24 protein-coding genes and 1 pseudogene are annotated in these 24240 nt (G+C 36.3%); 1 reads left to right on the plus strand and 24 read right to left on the minus strand.

The window, feature by feature from the left end; genetic code table 11:
* The first annotated feature begins 243 nt into the window (after positions 1-243).
* Positions 244-3522 carry a hypothetical protein gene (locus J2Y67_RS16895; protein WP_310175998.1) on the plus strand — a complete coding sequence of 1093 codons (3279 nt, stop codon included), beginning with the start codon at positions 244-246 and terminating at the stop codon, positions 3520-3522.
* A 275-nt stretch (positions 3523-3797) separates the two neighbouring features.
* On the opposite strand, the gene J2Y67_RS16900 is transcribed toward J2Y67_RS16895, so the two are convergent.
* The 24 genes and pseudogenes from J2Y67_RS16900 to fliM all read right to left on the minus strand — a co-directional run bounded on the left by J2Y67_RS16900 (position 3798) and on the right by fliM (position 24236).
* Entirely contained in the window at positions 3798-4619 is an 822-nt protein-coding gene (locus J2Y67_RS16900) for a hypothetical protein (RefSeq protein WP_310175999.1), read from the minus strand.
* Positions 4620-4740: 121 nt separating this feature from the next.
* Entirely contained in the window at positions 4741-4941 is a 201-nt protein-coding gene (locus J2Y67_RS16905) for a YjfB family protein (protein ID WP_310176000.1), read from the minus strand.
* Positions 4942-5247: a hypothetical protein gene (locus J2Y67_RS16910; protein WP_310176001.1), complete on the minus strand. Its 306-nt coding sequence runs from the start codon at positions 5245-5247 to the stop codon at positions 4942-4944.
* A 35-nt stretch (positions 5248-5282) separates the two neighbouring features.
* The gene (locus tag J2Y67_RS16915) at positions 5283-5780 is read right to left on the minus strand and encodes a hypothetical protein (protein WP_310176002.1); all 498 of its coding nucleotides are present in this window, start codon (positions 5778-5780) and stop codon (positions 5283-5285) included.
* Positions 5781-5815: 35 nt separating this feature from the next.
* The gene (locus tag J2Y67_RS16920) at positions 5816-6979 is read right to left on the minus strand and encodes a PDDEXK-like family protein (protein ID WP_310176003.1); all 1164 of its coding nucleotides are present in this window, start codon (positions 6977-6979) and stop codon (positions 5816-5818) included.
* Between the two features lie 293 nt (positions 6980-7272).
* Complete coding sequence (locus J2Y67_RS16925; RefSeq protein ID WP_310176004.1) at positions 7273-7734, minus strand: hypothetical protein; 462 nt, start codon at positions 7732-7734, stop codon at positions 7273-7275.
* Positions 7735-7955: 221 nt separating this feature from the next.
* A complete protein-coding gene (locus J2Y67_RS16930) occupies positions 7956-8828 on the minus strand; it encodes a DUF2971 domain-containing protein (protein ID WP_310176005.1) in 873 nt (290 codons plus the stop codon).
* Between the two features lie 523 nt (positions 8829-9351).
* A pseudogene (locus J2Y67_RS16935) lies at positions 9352-9465 on the minus strand (flagellin); the annotation flags it as partial.
* A gap of 138 nt (positions 9466-9603) precedes the next feature.
* Complete coding sequence (locus J2Y67_RS16940; protein WP_310176006.1) at positions 9604-9726, minus strand: hypothetical protein; 123 nt, start codon at positions 9724-9726, stop codon at positions 9604-9606.
* A 42-nt stretch (positions 9727-9768) separates the two neighbouring features.
* Positions 9769-10047: a hypothetical protein gene (locus tag J2Y67_RS16945; RefSeq protein ID WP_310176007.1), complete on the minus strand. Its 279-nt coding sequence runs from the start codon at positions 10045-10047 to the stop codon at positions 9769-9771.
* A gap of 626 nt (positions 10048-10673) precedes the next feature.
* Positions 10674-11909, minus strand: coding sequence for a flagellin lysine-N-methylase (fliB, locus tag J2Y67_RS16950; protein ID WP_310176008.1), 1236 nt, complete (start codon positions 11907-11909; stop codon positions 10674-10676).
* 129 nt (positions 11910-12038) lie between these two features.
* Positions 12039-13304: a flagellin N-terminal helical domain-containing protein gene (locus J2Y67_RS16955; protein ID WP_310176009.1), complete on the minus strand. Its 1266-nt coding sequence runs from the start codon at positions 13302-13304 to the stop codon at positions 12039-12041.
* A 108-nt stretch (positions 13305-13412) separates the two neighbouring features.
* On the minus strand, positions 13413-13754 hold the full coding sequence (locus J2Y67_RS16960; protein WP_310176010.1) for a carbon storage regulator: 342 nt from the start codon (positions 13752-13754) through the stop codon (positions 13413-13415).
* A 258-nt stretch (positions 13755-14012) separates the two neighbouring features.
* Positions 14013-15560, minus strand: coding sequence for a flagellar filament capping protein FliD (gene fliD / locus J2Y67_RS16965; protein WP_310176011.1), 1548 nt, complete (start codon positions 15558-15560; stop codon positions 14013-14015).
* 140 nt (positions 15561-15700) lie between these two features.
* Positions 15701-16558: a flagellar hook-basal body protein gene (locus J2Y67_RS16970; protein ID WP_310176013.1), complete on the minus strand. Its 858-nt coding sequence runs from the start codon at positions 16556-16558 to the stop codon at positions 15701-15703.
* Positions 16559-16583: 25 nt separating this feature from the next.
* Positions 16584-17471: a flagellar hook-basal body protein gene (locus J2Y67_RS16975; RefSeq protein WP_310176015.1), complete on the minus strand. Its 888-nt coding sequence runs from the start codon at positions 17469-17471 to the stop codon at positions 16584-16586.
* A 2-nt stretch (positions 17472-17473) separates the two neighbouring features.
* Positions 17474-17902, minus strand: coding sequence for a DUF6115 domain-containing protein (locus J2Y67_RS16980; RefSeq protein ID WP_310176016.1), 429 nt, complete (start codon positions 17900-17902; stop codon positions 17474-17476).
* Between the two features lie 55 nt (positions 17903-17957).
* Positions 17958-18401 carry a YaaR family protein gene (locus J2Y67_RS16985; RefSeq protein WP_310176017.1) on the minus strand — a complete coding sequence of 148 codons (444 nt, stop codon included), beginning with the start codon at positions 18399-18401 and terminating at the stop codon, positions 17958-17960.
* A 145-nt stretch (positions 18402-18546) separates the two neighbouring features.
* Positions 18547-19026, minus strand: a complete 480-nt coding sequence (locus J2Y67_RS16990; protein ID WP_310176018.1) for a chemotaxis protein CheW — start codon at positions 19024-19026, stop codon at positions 18547-18549.
* A gap of 42 nt (positions 19027-19068) precedes the next feature.
* A complete protein-coding gene (locus J2Y67_RS16995; RefSeq protein WP_310176019.1) occupies positions 19069-19497 on the minus strand; it encodes a chemotaxis protein CheW in 429 nt (142 codons plus the stop codon).
* An 18-nt stretch (positions 19498-19515) separates the two neighbouring features.
* Positions 19516-21525, minus strand: coding sequence for a chemotaxis protein CheA (locus J2Y67_RS17000; RefSeq protein ID WP_310176020.1), 2010 nt, complete (start codon positions 21523-21525; stop codon positions 19516-19518).
* Positions 21526-21748: 223 nt separating this feature from the next.
* Positions 21749-22111, minus strand: coding sequence for a response regulator (locus J2Y67_RS17005; RefSeq protein ID WP_310176022.1), 363 nt, complete (start codon positions 22109-22111; stop codon positions 21749-21751).
* 27 nt (positions 22112-22138) lie between these two features.
* Positions 22139-23260: a flagellar motor switch phosphatase FliY gene (gene fliY, locus J2Y67_RS17010; RefSeq protein ID WP_310176024.1), complete on the minus strand. Its 1122-nt coding sequence runs from the start codon at positions 23258-23260 to the stop codon at positions 22139-22141.
* A 1-nt stretch (position 23261) separates the two neighbouring features.
* The gene (gene fliM, locus J2Y67_RS17015) at positions 23262-24236 is read right to left on the minus strand and encodes a flagellar motor switch protein FliM (RefSeq protein WP_310176025.1); all 975 of its coding nucleotides are present in this window, start codon (positions 24234-24236) and stop codon (positions 23262-23264) included.
* Positions 24237-24240 lie beyond the last annotated feature (4 nt).

The raw sequence follows: 24240 nt of genomic DNA on the forward strand, positions 1-24240 counted from the left end.
ATTCGGGGATTCAAATAGACAAAATAAACTAGAGAAAAAGACTCTAAAAAATCGGAGAGCACTGAAAAACCTTCGATTTTCCAGTGCCCTCGTTTTTCTATGATCTATTTTTCTTATTTACAGGAAAAAGTGAAAACATTGCAAATTCAATATCCCCCTTTAATTTTTCTTTTGAAATTAAACAATAAAGTAAATAGTCCGATATAAATAAGAAGAAACTAGAAAATTGAGAGGGGAAGAAAAATGAAATTAAAAAACAAAGATCGAAGTCGACTGCGTATGACAATGTCTGCACTCTTTGTGTTTATGCTTTTGTTTTACACTTTCATACCATACACAGGGGCGAAAGCTGCAGGCGAGATAAGGATTAATCCTGTAACGCAGGTCAATGGAAGTAATTCGATTGTTACAGAAAAAAGCATTAATGGGTCTGATACTATTCAATTGAATCTTACATTAGATAATAACCTCGACTGGGCACATGATTTTGCTTCAGAAAGAAAAGATCAATTGGTCATTAATAGTATGGAAGCAGATATTGATAATAGTGATTGGAATACATATAAAACTGGCAATGTATTAGCTAGCGTAAGCAGTGACAACAAAACACTGACAATTAAATTGAAAAATGATGCTGCCTATAACATTACCAACAACCAAACCGTCTCTATGAATCTTTCTGCTGCGTTGATTGAAAATTGGGAAGGTACAGTTGCACCTGTGTCCTTTACAATTTATGCGCAACCCAAAATTACAATGGGCGGTAGTATTATGAATAATACTACAAAAGGAGATCTTATAAAGGGTGGCAAAACAATAGATTTTAATTTAGTAAACGCGACTTGGGACCAAACTAAAATTACACAATTAGGCGGCTTAAATCAAATTTTAGATCAGTTTTATTGTGGTACAGATCGATGGTACGTTGCCCAATATCTTAAGTTAGTAGACCCTAATAATTATGTGTCGTTTGAAAATGAAAATAAAACATTGAGATTGACACTCCCGGCCATTCCGGATAGTAAAATTACTCAAGGGAATATTACTTTTCAACCAAATGAAACAACAGATAAGCTTTCTGGAACATATAATATTGATTCCGTAGGTGGGGATATAGGAATTCTTGATGAAACCGGAGCTCTTGGATTTTCAATCGATACAACAGATACTCCAACACTTTCAGTAACAACATCCATGACGGAACAAACAATTACATCTGGTTCAGCAAGTAAACTAATAATCGAGCTTAACCCTGCTAGTACCGTCACCTGGGACTTAGCAACTGTTGATAAAAAGAATGCATTAATCGATGCACTCGTCGCAGCTGATCAGGCAGACCAGTGGGATAAGATAAAAAATACATTAAAAAATAATCCTACCAAGGTTGTTATTGATAGTTCCAAGAAAAAATTAACTATTACTATTCCAATGGTTGCGGGATATTATCTCACCAAAGATCAATCGATTTCTCTAACGGTTCCTTATCAAGTTTTATCGGATAATGTAAATTTAGGAAAAAAAACATTTACGGTCAATGCCACACCTAAAGTGCTAATTTCAGGGACAGCTACACCAACTGTTTCTCAATCAGATATTAGCAAAGGCGGCAAGACACTTATTGTTACATTAGTTAATGCAACTTGGGCAAACGATATTGCGACAAATACTATTAAACGTGAAAAATTGTTAAGCGGTTTTAAATGGATTAATTCTGATCCAAATTTTTCTGACCCAACTCCAAAGCTAAACGCACAAGCCCAAGTCGTAAGAACGAACAATCAGGTTGTGACGATAACACTTCCGCCGATTGATGGTTTTAAAATTCCCAAAGATATGTCAATTGATTTTAACCCAACAACAATCAGTACTTATATTTCAACTGTCCAAGGTACATTTAGTAAAGCAATAATCAATAATGCTGTTACTATCAAGCCTATAGGAAATCAAACAGCAACAGTAACCGGAATGACAAACACGAATCAATTCGATATCGCATCAGGCGGCAAAACGATAACGATTACATTGAAAAATGACACATGGGTGAAAAATGTCGAAACGAATTCTAATAAAATCACTATTTCTGATGATCAAGGTAATACATTAAGTTATAGCCAAATTAATCGAACGAGTGATACTGCAGTCACTCTTACATTAGATCCAAAAAATTTAAACATAACAAAGGATGCCACAGTTGATATTTTAATTCCAAATCAATTAGTAAATACATCAAGTACTGATATTAAAGTCAAATCTGCATTTAAAATACTTGCAGTGACAGCCAATTTATCAGTAACTGGTATAACATTAGCCCCTGCTGATATTCAAAAAGGTGGCAAAACCATTACCGTTAAATTGAATAACGCAACTTTCAATAATTATACCGACCCAAATTTTAAAACTAATTTTATTAACTGTTTTTCCAGCACCGGAACAAATTGGGGCATTTTAAAAACGGCAATACTAAGCGATCTAACCAAAATAAAAGCAACCAAAGATACAGTAACGTTTACTCTGCCGCCGGTGCCAAATTACCAATCTGTATCTAGTGAAACAATTTCGTTGACAATAGCTCAAAGTCTAATTATTAATGCAAATAGAGGCATTCCAGCCGACAAATCGATCACAATCGGACAAGTAGCAACAGCACAGCTTAATCCGACTTCATTATCGGAATCAGACATTCAAAATGGTGCTACAATTTCGATAACATTAACAGGGGCTAACTGGGACCCCACTCTAAAGACGAATAAAAGTAAACTTTCAACACTGATAAAAGGCTTTTCAACGACAGATCAAATAAAAGAATGGACACTTGTTAGCAGCGCGTTTCAATCTTCAACTACTCAAGTAACAATTAGTAGTGATAAAAAAACATTATTTTTAGCCATACCTGCGCTATCAAATTACTCAATCATTCGAGATCAAAAAATAGATGTAACGATTCCTAAATCAGTTTTAGAGAATTATAACTACGATATTTCTGCGGAACAAATGAAGATTAATGTTCCAGTCGTTAAAGCAGACCAATCATTTAGTAACCTGCTGAATGATGATTTCGCTAAATATATAGAAGACAATGGAATAAATAATATTCGAGTGATTGTACCAGAGAAAAAGGTCAATACCATCACCGTCAACACAGTTGACTTTCCTGGCAGCAGTAGTATAACGACCATTGAAGCAACTACAACTTCCGATGTTAAAAAAATGAAAGTAACCATCAAAGGGAAAAATGGAGAAGTTACGAAAGAGCAGAACGGGGCAGGAAATTTCAAATTTGTATTTTCAAACCTTGAAAAAAATAGTGATTTAATCGTATCGGTATACGGTAATAGCAGCTCCGATCCATTACAGCAGGATATTTATGCTAAAATTCCTGGTAGCTCTATAACGTATAATGAAGTTCCGAAGACATCCCTTGCCGGTTCCTATTCTTTATACAGGTTTATTACAGATAAATCACTAGTAAGCAATATTTTTAAATATTATTCTACAAATGATTTAAAAATTGGAAAAAAATAATTAGAAAGCTGGACCATGAAGCAAACCCCAATGTGCTTATAACAAGTTGGGGCTGCTTATGGTCTATTTTTATTATTTTTATATAAAACGTAGCTTACCAAAAAAGGAAAATCCATTGAAAAACACGTGTAAAAATTTCATTTTACCAGATTCATTGGATCGGAAATCCATTAAATAACCTTATAATAAAATAAGAAAGGAGAGCTCTCATTTTTTAAGTGAGAGACTCTCCTTTTTGGTTGCAAACTTTTCCTCAATTATAGAATGGGCATTTTTTAATCAACTGTATATTTCATTGTTTGCAATAGTTTGTTATTTTCATCGTAAGCGTAAACGGAAAGAATCGTTCCGGTTTTAACGTTAGCGAGTCCATATGTAAATGTATAATTCCCTATGTAATGCATTTCCTCTGAACCCAGCTTTACTTTGTATACATCTGCGCTTGTGGTGACTGTAATATTGGTGAAGATACTACCTGACTGGTTAGAAATGGATCGGATTTTCGAATTAGCCGTTTCCACAATGACTCCATTTTTGTATTTTTTATCACCTATCCTACCCGTAAATTTAACTCCTGATTTGTAGTATACAGACTTATAGGTACCAGTGAATAATATACCGTTACTATACAATATTGAGTTATACGTTTCGTATCCTGATTTCAAACTGCCATTGTAATACAGTTTATTTTTATATACCGTATATCCCTTTTTCAAGCTGCCATTGTAGTACAATTTTTTACTGTATACTGCATATCCTTTTTTCAAAATACCATTGTTGTACAATTTATTGCTGTACACCGTATACCCCTTTTTCAAGCTGCCATTGTTGTACAATTTATTGCTGTATACTGCATATCCCTTTTTCAAGATACCATTGTAGTACAATTTTTTGCTGTACACTGCATATCCTTTGATTATTTTTTTTCTTTTAGCATCGACAAGCTTACCATTTAATACTTTATATGTATAAGTTGTTTTTGCATATACATAATTAGGATGATTTTTAACAGGTACAACAACAATGGCTGCGAATATGGATATACCAATAACGGACGCAGTAGCCATCTTCAAGAACCTTGATTGGTAGTTTTCCATAACGATATTCACCTCTCCAATTTCATTTTATTCGTCTGTTCTGACACTTCTTTTACTGATGTGAAAGATTTATCGAATATCCATTTACATTTTCAAATATAGGGATTTTCTTCTAATATGGTTATAATTTCAAATCAATATTGCCGCCTAAATGAGGCTGGGCAGCGTGTTGGATTTGAGCTGCATTGGTTGAACCGATCAAATTTTGAATTGCTTCTCCCTGCTGTTCAACATTTCCGATTGTCATTCGCATCACACACACAAAGACCTGCTGCTGCAGTTGTCCTTGGCTCATTAACATTGACATTAATGGGATATCCATTTATGATACCTCCTTTCGCCTTAAGTGGTCATAAAAATCAATGAAAATTGGATTTTTTATGCCATTGTCTATTCCTCTTTTTAAGACTTCCTTCAACATCATTGGATGAAAAGGTATAAATCCGGTCTGTTCTAAAGTGCAATCATCTTTTTCATTCCCGTAATAGAATAGTAATAGTATTGGGCTCGGATAATTGCTAAATTGATTTGCATCGGAAATGGTAGTTGAAATAAAAATGACATAGGAATGGTTTACGACCACTCGAATTCCTTTCGATGGATTTTTAAAATCAATCGTTTCAACCATAGGAACAGGTATATTATGTAAATTGAAAAGTATAGCTATAAATCAGCTGCTGCTTCATATAATCGCCGGTCCACTGAACGATAGAGTTGGCTGCTCCATGACAAAAGCCAGGATAAAAAAGCTTCCTCTGGTGTACTTGTTTCAAATTGGAATAGATTTGGCGTTTCAAGATCATAAGCCCGGCTATCACTTACAGTATCTAGTAATTGTTCGACATCATGATTTCCTTGATAATCCTCCCAATACCCCCGTCCAAGCAGCGACTCAAGGTGCATAGGAGGAAATATAACCGAACTGTGGATATCTAATATCCTGCCTTGGTCATCCGGGTATAGCAATAAAAGCCGGTCATCTCCCTGCTGAGCGATGATAGTCGGAATGGTATCAATCTGTTTCATATAACCGCACTTTTTCTTGCATACATAAGCAGGATAGGCATCCATAATGAACCCGCCATCTTCCGTTTCCCGCAAACTCTCCCAGGCATCCTCCAATAACTCAGACCCGCAGCGCGGACACAACGATGTATTCATTATTAACCTCCTCTCCCCGTGACACTTATAACTACTTAAAATCTGTTAAGTTCTATATCTATAAGTGGAATAAAACCATTAAATTCTTCGATTATTCCTTCTAATTCTATTTGAAGAAGATCATGATTTTCAACCTTCTCAATACTTATTAAATCGTATTCTTTCGAAACATAGGTCCGGGATCTTGGAGATTTTTTCAATTGATATTGTTCGATGATACTCTTAATTCCGCTCGCATGATTTTTTTCCAATTGGTCAATGAAGGCTTTTCTTGCCTGTGTTTTTCCAGGACCTTCAATATCAATCATGAACTCAACTGGTTTTGCTAAAACTAATTTTTTTTTAGAAAGAGAAAGTTCAAAATGGATGTCCAGCCCCTTATCCTTCCATTCCTTTTTACTCAGCTGATGATAACCTCGGTCTAGGCTCGTATTAATGATCCACTCACCCGGTGCATTTTTCTCTAGAAGATTTTTCAACCTCTCCAAAATCGACTTGAGGATCATTTCATAATCCTTATCAAAATGATTCCGTAAATCTTCGATCATTTTTGCATGTTCAAGATATAATTTGGCTTTATCTGATAGAATCAAAGAATCCTTTTTCATAAACTTTTCCTCCAAATGAGCAATAAAATCCTGGTAAAATACCGATTTTTTAATATCTTTTAAAACATCAAATGAAACATCTTTTAAGAGAACAATTAATTCACCATACCCAATTGCTTGAAATTCATCTTTTGCTATGGCCTCTCGTTTGTCCGGGGTTAAAAAAATAAATACATGTTGGTGGGATGGATAAAGATTTTTTATTTTTTCCGCATAATCCCGCGTTTGCTCTCCATGCTCATGTGAGAAAACTTTATGTTCAATGCCAATAATTAAAGAATCTGCGACCTTTATAAGTAAATCTATCCGTCTTCCATCATAAAAAGAAAACTCACGAGTTATTGTGATTTCTTCTGGTGAGGATTCATAATCTGGACTCCACTCTCCTCCAGCAGCTTCCATAAGCTTTTTCAATGGTTCAAAACCAATCCCATTTAGCTGCGGATTTAATATATACGCTAAAAAGTCGCTTATGTAATTTTCGCTGTAAGTTTTGTTAAAAATATCTAGAATTGAAATATGTATTTGTTTGTTCTTCATATAGGAGTAGGATTTTTGCATGTATTTTAAGATTTGGTCTGTATTTTCCATAGAGTTATCCTTCTTTTTAAAATATATAAAAACCCCTTAATAGGTAGTTTCAAGATCTATTTTAACAATTCTAATACGGATTCTTGAAAAAGTTTCATATGCGAGGCCACGGCCAACTATGTTTGTAACAACAATATTTGTTCTTTTGCCAGATTCATTATTTCCTTTGCCATATCGGTATCTTGGTTTTAAATCTTCCAGCTGTTTGGATAAAAAAGATTTTTTCAATTATCTTGTGATTTATATGCACTTCTTAATTTACCATTCCATAATTTTATCTAGCTCTGTTTTCATCACACAAGTTCCTCTAACAATTTTGTAAAACTTTCTTCCGAAAATGCTTGAAAATTTCCTTTTTTCCCCTCATTTCTATAAATCCATCCTTTTTCCGAATGTTGAAGAACAATAAATCTGTTTATAAATGAACTAATATCCACTCTTCCTTTTGCACCAATAATTAGACGGCCTACAGGAGTTATTTTAATGCTCTCGGTGCCGATGATTAATTCTAATGATGGTGCTTTATAATTTCCAATATGTTCTTCCTTGATTTCAATTTCTTTTTCAACAATTTTAATAAGTCCCTCTTTTTGAGATTGCTCAAGCCAACTTTTTATATTTTCCGTAAACTCTTTTAATTGTTTAAGCCATTCTATTTTTACCTTATTCCAATCCACTTGTTCTTGCTCATATTCCGCTTTTTTCTTCCTTAAAAAATCAGATAAGTCAGACATATTTATTTCCACCTCTTTCATTTATATGTTTAATTATAGATAACAATTTAAACATTATGAAGGGAAATCCCACACCTTTTGAATGATTGAATTTTTAATTACTACTCATTTTTGATATTACCTCAAGGTTTTAATGGACCCCCTTTTTTAAAATATTTGCAGAGCGGGGGACTGACCCCGAGAATTAATTTAATCACTTTTATGCAAGGCTAGTGGACTGACCCCGAGAATTCCGAGAATTCTCAAAGTAAAGCGGTAGCTTTAACGTCGGGGAATCCATTATTCCTTAATAAAGAGGTCAATACAGGTTGACCATTATGGTATTTAAGTTGATTTAGCTTAGCATTTGGATATTTATATTTCTTTAGACTAAGTAGTGATGGAATGTAAACTTCAGGAAATTCATAACCAACTATAATAGTCTCAATACAACCTTCAATGTCAATGTAATGGGGACTTTTTTGTTCTTTGGGGACGTTCGGTAAATATAGTACTCTAAATTCAGATTCGTCTTTCCAATCAATTGCCTTTTCAAAAAATAAGTATTTTAAATACTTTTCTTGGTGTTGCTGTATGTATTTCTCTCTATCTAATTGAAATGCTTTTAAATCTAAAGTAAATGCTGAGTATTGTTCAGAATTATACTCACTATAACTTACTGATCCTTCTATTATTCTTCCTGATGGTTCAAAGAGTCTTCTAGCTTCCCTTATTAATCTTTCTTTATTAAATCCTAAACAAAATCCTTTATGATTGTCGGCATATTGTGCCCACATTCTTGGACGATAATACCCTTTATAATATTTATCCCTAAAGGGAGCCATATGAGCATTCATACCTAAAGAAGACAATGGTGGTGGAACTCTGTCTTCTGAAAAACAAATTAAACTTGCTCCTGCCTTTTTTTCATTAAATATTGATTTAATTTCCTCTATTTGCAAATGCCGAATATCACCTGTCAAAGCTAGCGTTGGAATCCAATCCTTATTTTCTTTTGGATCATTTGTACCAGTAAATGGACTAAGTCGTAATGTACCATTGTACAATATATGCTCTATGGCTGTTGAAAGAGATGTAAAATGGTAGATCATCTCATCATTTGTTCCATGATTCATAAAAAATCTCCTTGCCTAAAAATTATATTATATAATGTTGAAAAAATTGTAAGCTAACTTTATTGTAATATCAAGAGGTGTTGGCAGTTTCTCATATTTATCCTAATCAAAAGAGACCCTAGCAAACCTAGAGTCCCTTCCAAAAATCTAAAATTAACGAAGAAGTTGTAGAACTCCCTGTGGTTGTTGGTTGGCTTGCTTTGCCACTTTGCCTTTCAGTCACAGAATAGACTATATCTTCATCCATGTTTTTCATGGAGCTGGGCACTTCGAACAGCTTTTACTGCCTACGAGATTCATAGCCATAGCTTTCGCCATAGACCGTATACTCTAGTCGTTGAACCTTATCCAGAATTTCCTCACAGGAGCTTGGCTGCTGATTATCCATTGTTTCATCTTCATCATTTTCACACCATCACGTTGACCGTTTCAAGTTGCGTTGTGGTTGATGAAGCTTTAGGAAGTTCCAGCAATTCACCCAGTTATCCTCTAGCCCGTTACCGAGCTAGACGCCCTGAAATCATTATCTCAAGAGTTGTAACACGCCTTGAGGCATCTGATTAGATTGAGCCAACATTGCTTGTGCTGCTTAAGAAAGAATAGAGTTCTTAGTTTGGTTCATCATTTCTTTCGCCATCGTGCGAACATTTACTTTCATAAATGACTAGACTATATCTTCACCCTCTAGCATTCTAGTAGGGCCGGGCACTTCGGTTTCACAATGCTGATGACCATTGTTGTTTCACCTATGGATTTCATCATCATATCTTTCGCCTTAGATGGTATATCCTAGTCGTTGAACCTTATCCACTCTTTCAAGACAGGAGCTTGGCTGCTGATCGGTGATTGCCCAAGTACCTCTTTCATTTTTAACCGTCCTGATTTCAATTTCTATCACATACTTCTTATCTCTAACTATTTACTTGCCTACCAACAATTTTTACTTTTTATTAATTTTTAATTTAATTTCCAAAGTATTTATCAGGTCGTCTAACCTTGATACAGGATTAATGTTTTTTCTATTATTATGTGAAACATCATTTAGTTCTTTACAAATAATCTCAAACAGTGTTTCCATCTGTTCTAAATCTATACTACTAAAATTATTGTCATTAAAACTTTTAACATAATAATTTTCTAACAATTCCTTGCAATATGCTCTTCTGTCAGTTAAAATTATGCAATCCTTTTCTTTTAAATATTGTCTAACTAATTCCAAGTATCTGCTCCTCCCTTTTTTTCATTATATTTCAATTTTATTATACTCCTATAAAAATGTCTGTGAACAAACCATTGCAACACCTGGGGAAATTTAACTTCTTTCGTTCACATTTTAAAAATGTAAAGGTTTACTCATCTGAAGAAAGATAGATAGATATAAATAAATTCAGCAATACTCTAGGTAATAAAAAGCAGAGTGGGGGACTAACCCCGAGAATTTGAAAGAAAATCAAAAATTTTAAGTGCTATTCTACCTTAAAATGACAAAATGACACATTGCAAATTTAATATCCCCCTTTTCTCTGCATAAGAAAATAGGCCCTAGGCAAACTAGGACTTCTTATATGTATAAAATTAATCAAGAAGTTGTGCAGAAGTTACAGAACTTCTATTAGTTGTAGGTCCCGCTTTCTTTACTACTATGTCTTTGTTCATTTAAACTACTAAATCTTCACCCTAAATCCTATTAATTTATTCGACAAAATTTGAGGTGGTGCCTGGAGACATTTTTTCCCTACTTTAACACTTTACAGCAGCATACTTTAGCAGAGTGGGGGACAACCCCGAGAATTAATAGATATTGATTGAAAACAAAATAGGAAAAAATAAAGTTTAAGTTTAACCCTAATTCTTTATTAAAATAGCCATGTAAGCCATTGTAGTAAATCCATTTTCTTTAAGAATATCAAAGACTCTCTTTAAGTAAATATGACTGTGTTCGATTACTTTAGAAAATGATTGAATTAGTGAAATAATTAAATCTGTTGTAAGTCCTTTATGATATCCTGACATTCCGATTAGATGAAGTTTAATCATTGAGTAATGTACTATCAGCATTACAAAATCTTCAAACAAATTTTTTTGCTTTAAAGGGAAAAGATTTCTAAAAACATAATTTACTAAGTAATTTTCAAGAATATATTCTTTGTCAGCCATAAAAGGCTTGTAATACTCTTCATATACTTCCTTATATCTGTCCGTAACTTCCTTTACATTTGATTCATTGGTATAATTAATACCCTGTAAGGTTTCTAATAAACATCGTACATATCTCTGACTACTAATCCCTTGCTCAACTCTATAATCAAGCAACTCTTTGCATACCTTCATTTGAATCGCTAATTGTGTAGGTATTGTAGACAAACTTCCTTTAGCTTCTCCATTTTTTATCATATTTCTATATTCTGAAATTATAATTGGAATAGCATCTACTTTTCCAACCTTAACCTTTTTTTCTGTATTTTGATAAAATAAACCTAATAATATTAGACGCTCATCCAGAGAGTATGTTCTTTCTTGAAGAACCTGGATTGTAAAAGTGCGAAGTTCCCAAAAGTATTTTGCCGGTTTATTAATTAACTGTGGGTTATTTGTATCTACATCGTAAGTAATAAAACCGTGAGTGTTTGGGGATTCCTCTATTTGGTCAAATTCAATTCCATTTGGATTTAATAATGCTAATCTAGCTGCTTCCGGACATGACATGGTTAGTGATTTTTCAAAAACACCATTAACTCTATTAAATCTACGAGGATAAACTGCACATGTATTTGATAGCATGTTTTCCCCTAAATTTAATTGGATCTTACACAAATTCTCCTCAGATAAAAAGCTGCACCTATTTTTATTATCCATTTTTAATGTTGCATATCGTGTATCAGATGGATCTAATCTATTTCTCTTTACATTTTCTTCGAACAACTGTTTCAATTCTTTATCATTTGACTTTTTATACTTCTTATATGTACTCTTATCTATTCCTACTCGCCAACCCACACAACAGGAATCCTCACATGCAGGACCGATACATGAAAACTCATGCATATACTGTGGAACAAGCGTATTTCTTTTTTTCTCCACTTTAGTTTTCTCTCCTCTTTTTTGCTGAAGTAACTAAAATAAAATCCCAAGATACAATAAAAAACATGATTAATTATGTAAAAAAAAGGATTGGATAACTCCCAATCCCCTTTTTGAAAATCAACTTTATTAACGTAATAATTGAAGTACACCTTGTGGCTGTTGGTTAGCTTGAGCCAACATAGCTTGAGCAGCTTGAGAAAGAATTGAGTTCTTAGTTTGGTTCATCATTTCTTTCGCCATGTCAACGTCGCGGATACGAGACTCAGCAGCTGTTAAGTTCTCAGAAGATGTTCCTAAGTTGTTGATAGTATGTTCTAAACGGTTTTGTAGCGCACCTAATTTACCACGCTCAGAAGATACTTTTTGAATTGCAGTATCAATAACTTTCATAGCTGTGTTAGCTTGAGTCTGAGTAGTAACTTGAAGGCCACTTACACCAAGTGCTGATGCACGCATATCATTGATAGACAGGTTAACGTTTTGGTTCGTGTTTGCACCAATTTGCAATGTAGCACTACCATCAGTGCGTTTGTTATCAGCTTGAGTAGTTTCTTGGAATGATGATAAAGCATTAGTAGCTGCTGTACGAACATTACCTTGAGAATCTTTAACTGTAACAGTAAGTCCGTTAATAGCAGCTGTAGTACCAGCAGCAGCAGCTGTAGTAGAAATACCCGCAGCACCACCAAATGCAATTGCTCCAAGGTTAGCATCTGCAGCATCTTGTTTACCATCAGCATCAGTATCTTTTTTTACGATGTCATCAATCTTGTCAGTAGCTTGAACACTATAAGTATTATTTACTGTAGTACCATTCATTACATAAGATATACTAATGCTGTCACCAGCTTGAATACCAAGGCTATTACCATTGGAGTCTTTCAATGCTGTTAAAAGATTGCCAGTTGCCGTAGCAGCAGCCAATGCAGTATTAGTATTTATATTATTAGTAGAAGCATTTACTGCTTGACCCATAGAACCATCAAGTAGGTTCTTAGTATTAAATTGAGTCGCATTACCAATTCTGTCAATTTCAGTTGTTAATCCAGTCATTTCAGATTGGATATTTTTGCGATCTTGGTCTGTATTCGTATCACTGGCAGATTGAGTTGCTAATTCACGCATACGTTGAAGAATATCGTGAGTTTCGTTTAATGCACCCTCAGCAGTTTGAATCATGGAAATACCATCTTGAGAGTTACGAGATGCTTGATCCAATCCACGAATCTGTCCGCGCATTTTTTCAGAGATTGCTAGACCCGCAGCATCATCTCCTGCACGGTTGATACGAAGACCTGAAGATAATTTTTCCATAGATTTTGATTGTGCATTTGAAGCACTATTCAACTGACGATACGTGTTAAGTGCTGCAATATTGTGATTAATTTGCATTTAATTTTCCTCCCTTATATATGCTTTTATTGGGATTTTTCCCTTTAAAAATGATTTATAATAAACCCGCTTGGGTTATTATCAAAAAAATAAATTTTGAAAAAGGATTTAAAGATTTCCTACCTTCTGATTCTCCGATAAGAACTCACTTTTGAATAATTCTTCTCGGAAGATACCAATTTCTTTTGGTGCATCAATTGCAAATCTTAGTAATCCTGATTCTGTTTGAAGAAGAGTTACTTTGATTAAATCAGCAATTAGCACTGTGTCACCAAGCATTTTTACCCCTTTTTTTAATTTGACTCTACGATTTTGCTTAATTTGTGAAACACAAATGTGCTTTGGTGCTTCAACCGCTAATCGAAGTTTTGGACCAAATTGTTGAATAGTAACCTTTATGGTTTCGCCAATAATAACGGATTGTCCAATTTCTCTGCCTACAATCAACAAGTTACCATCCTCCAACCGGGTTTATTAGCTTGGTATATTTTTTATCGGATGTTCAAAAAATTAGTTTAGTATTTTCAAATAAAATTTTTGATATCCTGGTAGGTTATCTCATCAACACCTCCTTTACATTCTCTTTTATCGGAGGAAATCAAAATTGGTTTAGTGTTTGCATTTATAAATTCATCAAAAAAACAATAAACCGAAATCATTGATCAAAAATGATTGCGGTTTATTGTTTTTAACATTTTATTTTAAAAGTTATTGCCCCAACTGTTGGGTCAACCAAGAGCTCTGAGAATTCAATTTTTGCAATGCACTTTCCATTGCATTAAATTTTGCCCATAGACTTTGCTCTTGAGTGCTTAAGCGGTCTTGAGTTTTAGCGATTCGATCGTTAAGAGAGGTAACCTCTTTAGCCAAATTACTATTAATAGATACCGTACCTGGTGCCCCAGCGATTACTTTTAATTGTGACAACGTATCAGCAATTCGATCATAAATCCTTACACCAAACCCGCTGTTTTTGTACTTTTCCGAGCTGGTAACAGTCGTATCGGAAGCATTTCCTGTATCGAACTTAGTGGCAAACAGTTTTTGAACATCACTCAAATTGCTGGTTAAAGCCGCTTTAAGCTTCGTCTCATCTAACGTTAATTTTCCGTTATCTTTGTAATTCGAACTTGTCGTAATTCCGATATCTTGCAGTGTGTTAAAAGATGCATTAATCCCTGTTCCCTGTATTGCCTCACTCATACTTGTACGAACCTGAGTAAGGAATTGACGGATGGTCGGATCATTTGCTAAAAGACCACTCTTGGCCTTATTTTCCCAAAGAGTTATATCGGCATCCTTCATATCTTTCTTTTGGTCGTCTGTTAATGGCGGATAATCCCTGTTTTTTGTCTCGGAAATTTTATCATTTAAATCTTTGATTAAATTATTGTATTGATCAACAAATGTTTTAATTTTATCAAACACTTTATCCGTATCTGCAGTAACATTGATTGAAACATTGCTCGCAATATTTTGTTTTAAGTTAATTCGTACACCATCATATGTAAAGGTGTTACTGGTAATCTTTATTACAGTATTATTAATGGTTACAGATCCATCTCTTGCATCATTCCCATTATAATAATTAATACCAAGAGGGAACCCAGTATCAGTTTGTCCATCTTGTATATTAAATATATCTAGCGCATTTTGACTCGTTCCTGTTATCTTTATAGGATTTACTCCCCCGATAGTATTTGTAAAGACCAAAGAACCACCAACATTATTAGCAATAACGTTAAGTTTGTTATCTTTACAAAAGGAATTAATTTGATCAATCACTTGATTATAAGTTGTATTATTGTCAATGGTTGTATTGAAATTCTTCCCATTTAATGTGAATGCAATTGATGCATTCCCTTTATTAATAGCATCTGACCCTTTACCCATATTAGCACCAAAACTTACAGATGCAGGTATTGAAGGTTCATATAATGTTGCATTTGAAATTGTAAAATTCATTAATGTCGAGGTACCATTCATCGATACATCAATACTTGGATCACTCGAAGTCACTTTTTGCGAGTTCGAAAAAGTCCCTTCTAATCTCAAATCCTGCATAGCATCGCGAAAGCTGGCTATTTTGGTATTAATCTCGCGATAGGCATCTGTTTTCCAGCTGTTAATCGTTTTCGCTTGGTTTAGTTTATCTAAAGGGATTCGGTTCACCTTCATCATGTCACTAACAATTTTTTCCGTATCCATCCCGGAGGCTAATCCGGATACATGTGTAGTCAAGTTAACTGACGTCATGACTTTTCACTCCTCTCGATCATTTGCGGATATTACCTATATCGGTAGAATAAAAGATAGGTTTAGAAACCTAATAGAATAGGCCGCAATTCCATCGCATTTATTTGCTCCGGAAGCGACCCACTTTATATTTATCCATCTTACTTTAATATATTATTGGCAATTCCCATCATTTGATCTGCATAGGAAACCGCTCTTGCATTCATTTGGAAGCTTCTCTGTGAGGTCATTAAGTCCGTCATTTCTGTCGTCAAATCGACGTTAGAGCCTTCTAAAGAACCAGATTGAATTTGTGTTTCACCCTGATTCATCGTTCTTGCATAATTCGCGGCATTGGCCCCATTCGGTAGGACGGTTGTATCAATCGAAAATTGATTATCCCCCATATTTTTTAAAACATGTGGGTTTTGAATATCGACAATACCTACTCGTTGTGGTGAATTCACAACGCCGCCTTGGCCATTTTTATTTTTCAACTGAATTCGCCCGTTTGAATCAATGTTCACTTCATTTTGATTATTTAGTTCAATAGGGGTCTCATTCTGATCTAAAAGGAACCCCCCATTTGCACTAACTAAATAATAGCTTCCTTGCTTATTTGAATTTGGGCTTAGGTGAAAATTTCCGTCGCGTGTATATAGAATCTCGCTTTGACCTCCGGCAGTTTTAGAGGGGTAGCTTACTTGAAAAAACCCCTTACCTTGAATCATCAAATCAAACGGATTTTTTGTTTCGATTCCCTGTCCCTGTTCTGTATTAAGCTGAGTGATTCCCGCCCGATTGCCATAACCCTCTCGTATTCCATATGGGGTTTGCCGGCCCACTTCCTGTGTCGTATCAAATTGATTGTTGATTTGTGAGGCTAAAAGCTCTGAAAAGCTTTGATCTCTTCGTTTAAAGCCAGTCGTGTTCACATTGGCAATATTGTTTGCAGAAGTGTCAATTTTTTGCTGGTAGGCTTGCAGTGCGCTGGATGAAATATATAATGATGTGTTCAATTTTCTATTCCCCTGTTCCTATGTATTAGCCGTCGAGCCTTCCTACTGTATACAGTTTTTCTAGTGATTGATCGTAAACACCCAGTATTTTTTGATTTGCTTCATATCCTCTTACTGTTGACATCATATCTGTCATCGTTTGGCCAAGGTCAACATTGGACTGTTCAATGGAGCCTTGGTGCAGGGAAACACCAGGATTCGTGCCGTTTCCTTGAATTAAGGGCAATGGGTTAGCTGATTGGTAAACATTGTCCCCTAAACGGCGAAGGTCCAATGGATTTTGTGCGACAGCAATGCCAATCCTCCCGATGTTCCTTGTTTTTGAAGGTTCATTCGAGTAAGCAATGATCTGCCCGTCTGGACTGATTCGCAAATCCTCTTTACTGATGCTGCCGTTTATTTGGACAGGTTTATTATCAACGCCGATTACGCGATATCCGTCTGCAGTTACTAGATTGCCATTGGCATCTAGGTCAAACTTACCATCTCTTGTATAGCCAACAGTCCCATTCGGAAGTTGCACCGCGAAAAACGCATTCGGTTTTACCTGCCGGCCCTTTACATTTTGAGCAGGAATCTCTTGATCCTCAATGGCAATGTCTAATGGATTATTGGTATCTACTAGAGCGCCTTGAGTGAAACTGGGAATGCGTTCCTGGGCGTATACCCCGTTATACAAGTCCCCGATCGGAACAGGATAGCCAGGAATTGGCGGTGCTCCGGGTCCTGATACTTTGGCCATTTCATTAAAATCATTTATTCGCTGGATTAATAGATTTGGAAAGGCACGGAGAACCGTATCATCCTTTTTAAACCCTGGTGTTTGCGCATTGGCCAAATTATTGGCTAATGTTTCCTGTCTCCGCTCTAAGGAAAACATGCCTGATGCCGCAGTATACAATCCTCTTAACATCGTTAATCCCCTTTCTGTTCTTGGCTTGCGAGCTGTAGGATAAAGGATACCTCTCCGTAACCTTTGTCAAGTTTCCTTGCAATTTGTTCGGCAGACAGCCCTTGTGCATACAAATCAAAAATTTCTTTGTATCGTTCATTTAGGAATAGTTGTTGTTCGTTCGGAGATTTCTCAACTGATTGAACAGCTGCTGCTAATGCCTGTTTTTCCGCTTGCCACTTGTTGAATTCCCGCTTGATTGCGAGTGAAAAACACTCTACTGTTAATTCCAATTCAGCCGTATCGCGCTTTAACTTTCCTAATTTCTCAAGGATTTCTTGATAATGATCCTTTTTTGTTCGAGATTCTTCTCCAATTAAACTTCGGGCAATTAAGAAAATAACACCCAAAAAAATCAGGGCTAAAAGTATGACTATAAAAAACGTTTGCACTGTTCCCTTCCTTTCTGCAATTCTATGGTTGTTGTTTCAGAAAAGTACAATGAGACTATGTATATAAGTTAATTAATAACCCTTTAATCTCGCCAATCCGTTCCAAGATGGACAGCCCTTCATTTTGTTGGTTTAGGACATGGTCGGATAGTTCCATTAACTTGCGATCAAGCACCTGAACCGTTTTCAACGTTTTGTTTCCGCTGTAAGGGTCCCAGCTTTCTGTCTGATACAAGCCGACCCCATTCTTCGTCACTTCACCCATAAACTGTTTCACTAAATCCTTGTATTTACGTAATTCATGAAAAGTTGGATTTTCGCTCAACTTTTGTCCTTGTTGATCAACATCTTCCAATAATTGATTTAGGTAATCCTTTGTGAGCCCTTTCGAATAGGTGCTCATTATTTTTTGAAACGAAGCAGAGTTAGTGGAATTCCTTTCCGTTGTGGGAAAACGGGAATCTCCCATATTGATTCGAATCTGGTCTTGTATTTTCAATGGATCCACCACCTCAAAAAAATATCAAAATCTATCAAAATTATACCCTAATTTTTTGAAAGTTTCATTAAAACTGGCAGAAAAAATCAAAAGAGCCTTAATCTATTACGATTAAAGCCCTTAAAACAATTTAGCCAATGAATGTCTAGGCCATTTGAAGCTGCGAGGAATCTTTGATTTCCTTCAATTCATCTAAATTCGATGTATCTTCAAGTAATTTTTCAATATCCAAAAGAATGATTAAACGTTCGCCCTGCATGGATACTCCCTTTAAATACGAGACATTTTGAGATTCCATTAAAGTAGGATGCTGAATGGTATCAGGAGCAATATCTAAAACATCTGTTGCCGCATCCACTACAAGCCCGATTGCTTTATTGCTTACTTGAACCACCACAAGCCTTGCGTCATCAGTCGAAAGGGTTTTCCCCATTAAAGCTGAGCGTAAATCTACCACAGGTGTTACAACATTTCGGATGGTCGTTACCCCTAAAACATGCGGCGGCCGGTTCGGGTATGGGGTAATCGCCTGCATTTGTTCAATCGAAATAACTTGACTTATATGGACCCCGTACTCCTCATGTCCCACCTTAAAAATAAGTGATTTTACATCATGATGCTCCATTTCGATTCCTTCTTTCTTACGTATAAACTTCCACGAAAATGATTAAGCGGCCGTTGTAATCTCCATCAATTCGGCTAATTTTAAAAGAATAATTAGACGTCCCTCAATATTGGCAATTCCCGCGAAATACTCGGAGGCAAATCCACAGGTGGACGGGTCATCAATCACTTCTGGTGACACATCAATGACATCGCTCGTTTTATCGACAATTAACCCTAACTCAATATCCTCTATTTTTGTCACAATAATCCGAGTGTCTTCCGTGAACGCTGCCTGTCCTAGATCTAATTTACAGCGAAGATCGATAATTGGAGTGACATTTCCACGAAGGTTGATGACACCTTTTACATAAATGGGTGCATTAGGAACCCTTGTAATATGATTCACTTTTTCGATGGACTGAACATAATCAATATCGAGCCCATATTCCTCTTCTCCAATTTTAAAAGCGACAATTTTTTTTATTTCCATTGGGAAACCCTGCCCTTTCTAATTAATGAACTGGTTTGAATCAATAATTAATGCCACTTCTCCGTTACCAAGAATGGTTGCACCAGAAATCGCATATAAGTTGGTTAAAAATCCGCCTAAAGATTTCAATACTACCTCTTGTTGTCCTAAAACTGAGTCTACCACTAACCCTACCGTCTTATCTCCTTTGCGGACAATAACAATATAAAATTGGCGATCAGTGCCCTCATCCACAATAGGCACTTGGAAGACCTCATTCAAATAGACTAATGGAACCACTTGTTTCCGGAATTGAATCACTCTTTGTCCATGAAGGGTAGCTACATCCTCCGGTGAAATAGAGGTAATTTCTACAATTGAATTAAATGGGATTGCATAGGTCTCTTCTGCCACTTTCACGAGCATCGAAAAAATAATCGATAAGGTTAACGGCAGCTGAATACGGAACATTGAACCTTGGCCAGGTGTTGAATCAATGCTGATCACTCCGCCCAAGGATTCAATTTTGGTTTTCACCACATCTAAGCCTACACCCCGTCCGGATATATCCGAAATTTTATCGGCGGTACTGAATCCGGAAGAGAATATCAAAGCGTATACCTGTGAATCGGTTAGGGATTTAGCTTCCTCCACTGTGACAACAGATCGCTCAATCGCTTTTTTCAATACCTTCTCGCGATTAATGCCCTTCCCATCATCTTTTACCTCGATAAAAACTTGGTTTCCGCTATGATAGGCTTTCAATAAGATTATGCCTTCTTCGCTCTTCTTGCTGCTGATTCTCTCCTCTGTGGATTCCAATCCGTGATCTAAAGCATTACGAAGGAGGTGAACTAACGGATCGCCAATTTCATCGATTACGGTTCGATCTAATTCTGTTTCAGCTCCTTCTACCACTAATTGAACCTTTTTATTTAGGTCTTTCGCGAGGTCCCTTACCATCCGCGGGAATCGGCTAAATACTTGCTCTACCGGTACCATTCGCATATTCAAAATAAGTCCTTGTAAGTCAGTTGATATACGGGTCATATGCTCCACTGTCTCAGTCAGTTCAGCCAAGTCTGACTTTCGGGAGATTTGTTCCAATCTGCCGCGGTCAATTATCAATTCGCTGAAAAGGTTCATCAAGTGATCTAATTTTTCGATATCGACACGAATCGATTTTGAGCGATGTTTCTTTTTTCCATGGTCTTGGGCAGCTTTGGTTTGTATCGTGCTCGTTTGCTCTTGTTTTTCGATTTCGGAGGCATTAACAGATTCAACTTCTTCTAATTTTTGAGTCAAACTTTCGGTTATGATGACTTCTTTAACTTCTGAAATATTAGAAATTTCAGTTTGAATCACTCTTAGTTCGCTCTCGGATAATAATAATAGGGTAAAAGAGTCACCAAACTCGTCCTCCTCTATTTTCTCTACAGATGGATTTGTTTGGATGATTTCCCCGTATTCTTCAGCTGCTTGAAAAACCATATAGGCTCTTACGCCTTTCATCATACAGTTATGATCGAGTGTGACTTGAATTTGATAGACTTTATTACCCGTTTTCCATGCTTCATTGATGACAGACATTTGATACTCATCCATCACAAGTTCAGCCGTAGCAGCAACTTCTTGAGCCCCAGCAAAAGATTCTTCTTGGATATTGAATGATGGATCTTTAATCATCGTCAATTGTTTAACCGTTTCAGAAACGTCTTCTTTTCCGTCTCCTCCTTGCTCGATATTGGTGACCATTTTTTCCAAGTGATCCACGCACTTAAAAATTACGTCCATTATTTCCACCGTAATCCGCAGTTTGGAATTACGAACAAGGTCTAATACATTTTCCATTTCATGTGTAAGCGATGCCATGTCTTCAAAGCCCATAGCACCTGCCATCCCTTTAAGGGTATGGGCTGAACGAAAGATTTCATTCACAATTGCCGTGTTATCAGGCTCTGATTCTAGATTTAATAACTCTTCGTTCATTGCCTGTAAATGTTCTTTTGATTCTTCGATAAACATCTCTAAAAAATCATTCGAGTCCATTCTTTACTCTCCTCGCTAAATAGCATTTCAGGATTACTAGATTTAATATGTACGCAGTTTCAAATTTACTCCAAATTATTAATTTTTTACTATTTTTCTAAAATTTTTTGATAGATTTTTATCTATCATCAAAAAACTAGATAGCGTATAAAAAGCGAGAGTGAACGGATTAACTAAATGGCTCCATGCACTTCTCGCTTTTATTGAAAATTCCCCTTTGAATTTAATTTCCTAACACCTTAGTAATGGAATCCATAACTCGATCCGCTTGGAAAGGTTTTACGATAAAATCTTTTGCACCGGCCTGAATGGCCTCTAATACCATCGGCTGCTGCCCCATCGCAGAACACATAATCACTTTCGCATTCGGATAAGAAGCCCTGATTTCTTTAACAGCCGAAATCCCGTCTTTCTCAGGCATCGTAATATCCATAGTCACGACATCAGGCTGCAACTCATGGTATTTTTCAACTGCATCAGCACCATTCACTGCCTCTCCAACTACTTCAAGTCCATTTTTACTTAAAATATCTTTTAACATCATACGCATAAAAGCAGCGTCATCAACGATTAATACCTTTGCCATTGAATTCTCCTCCAATATCATCTATCTTTACATGGTCATTTTCGTTAAACGGTCGATAGGGCTAATGATATCTGTAATCCGAACCCCAAAATTCTCTTCAATAACCACTACTTCTCCCTTTGCAATCAGCTTATGGTTCGCTAGAATATCCACAGGTTCACCGGCTAATTTATCCAACTGGATAACAGCACCGGGTCCCAATTCTAGAATCTTGCGAATTTCCATCTCTGTTCTTCCCAGCTCAACGGTAATTTCTAAAGGAATATCATATAACAAATCAAGATTGCCTTTGAAATTGCTAGCTGCAGGCTGCTCTGGAAAAGCACCATATTCAACCTTTTGTACATTGGCATTGACCGGCGGCGGTACAGGAATTTGAGAAACTGGACTTCCCTCATAAGGTGGAGCCGCTTCAGGTTTCACTACAGTCGTTTGGGCTTGTCTGACTGGCTTTTCCTCTATAATCGGAGTGGAAGGTGGTACTGGATCATGAGTTTTGAAAATTTGTTGTATTAATTCCTTCCCAAAGGAAAGTGGAATGAATTGAATCATATTCGAATCAATTAGGTTTCCTACCTTTAACCGAAAGGAAACTTTGATGATAATATCATCCGCGAATGCTTCCAACTTTTTCGGGGGAAACCCAAGGACATCAATAGATGGAGGTGATATATCCACTTTTTGATGAAACATCGTCGACATTGATGTGGCAGCCGATCCCATCATTTGATTCATTGCCTCTTGTACGGCACTGAGATGCAACTCTGTCAGTTCTGTGTCAAGTGAGGTACCATCCCCGCCCATCATTAAATTCGCAATGATTTTCGCATCGTTTTCTTTAATCATCAAAACGTTATTGCCGCGCAGTCCCTCCGTATAATCCACAAATACAGCCACATGTACTTCTTCAATAAGATCTTCCATGCGATCACGTTCAATCACAGACAATGTTGGTGTCGTGATTTCAACCCTTTGATTTAACAGGGTAGAAAGTGCGGTAGTAGAACTTCCTAATGATATATTGCCAATCTCCCCTAAAGCATCCTGCTCCATAGGGCTCAAGAAATCCTCAATCGATAAACTTGGATTTTCATTTAATTGATTAAATAATGCATTGATTTCTTCTTGAGATAATGATCCCTCGGTCATCTTAAAGGTCATCTCCTTCGTTGTGGATTACTTGATCAATCTGGATAGCATAACGCCCTTTTTGAAGGCCAGGGTTTCCCAAAAACCTTGTCAAATCTCCTACTTTGATCCGAAGTTTACCTGTTTCAATTCCAATCACATCACCAATCTGCAAGTTCAGCAAATCGGAGACCGGTAAGGTGGCTCTGCCTAATTCAGCTATCACAGGGATATTTACTGTGTCTAAGTTTTTCTTTAATAAATCCTGCTGCGTATCATTCGTTTTCGACATGGAAGAAAGCCATTGATGTGTCGTTAATTTGGGCAGTACTGGTTCAACGATTAAATGCGGTAAGCATATTGTCATTGGTCCTGTAATTTCTCCTATCGTTGTACGTAGAACGATAATAATCACCGTATCATTTGGAGAAGCAATTTGTATAAATTGTGGGTTTGATTCAATCCCTTCCAATTTCACATGAATATTTTCAATATTTTTCCAAGTCTCTTGATACATCAAAAATCCTCGGGTAAAAATCTTTTGCAAAAGCTTTGTTTCTATTTCTGTAAGTGATTCGGATCGGGCAGCAGGGTCCCCTTGTCCTCCCAACATCCGCTCTAATATTGCATAAGCGATTTGGGGATTGACTTCCATTGCCATTTTTCCGTCCATTGGTTTCACTTCAAACAGATTGATAATGGTTTTGGAAGGGATAGACGAGATAAACTCATGATAGTTCACCTGGTCAACAAGGTCGATTTCAATTTGAACAAAGGTTCTTAGCTGGGCTGAAAAATAAGAAGTTAATAACCTAGAAAAATTTTCATGAATTCTGGCAATACTGCGTAACTGATCCTTGGAGTAACGCATCGCCCGCCTGAAATCATATACTTTTACTTTTTCCTTTTTCTCTTGAACTTCTGATGCCTGCAGTTCGCCGTTATTTAACGCTGATAAAAGAGCATCAATTTCTTGTTGTGATAATACATCTGCCACAGGG

Source organism: Neobacillus niacini (assembly GCF_031456445.1).
Classification (GTDB): domain Bacteria; phylum Bacillota; class Bacilli; order Bacillales; family Cytobacillaceae; genus Neobacillus; species Neobacillus niacini_I.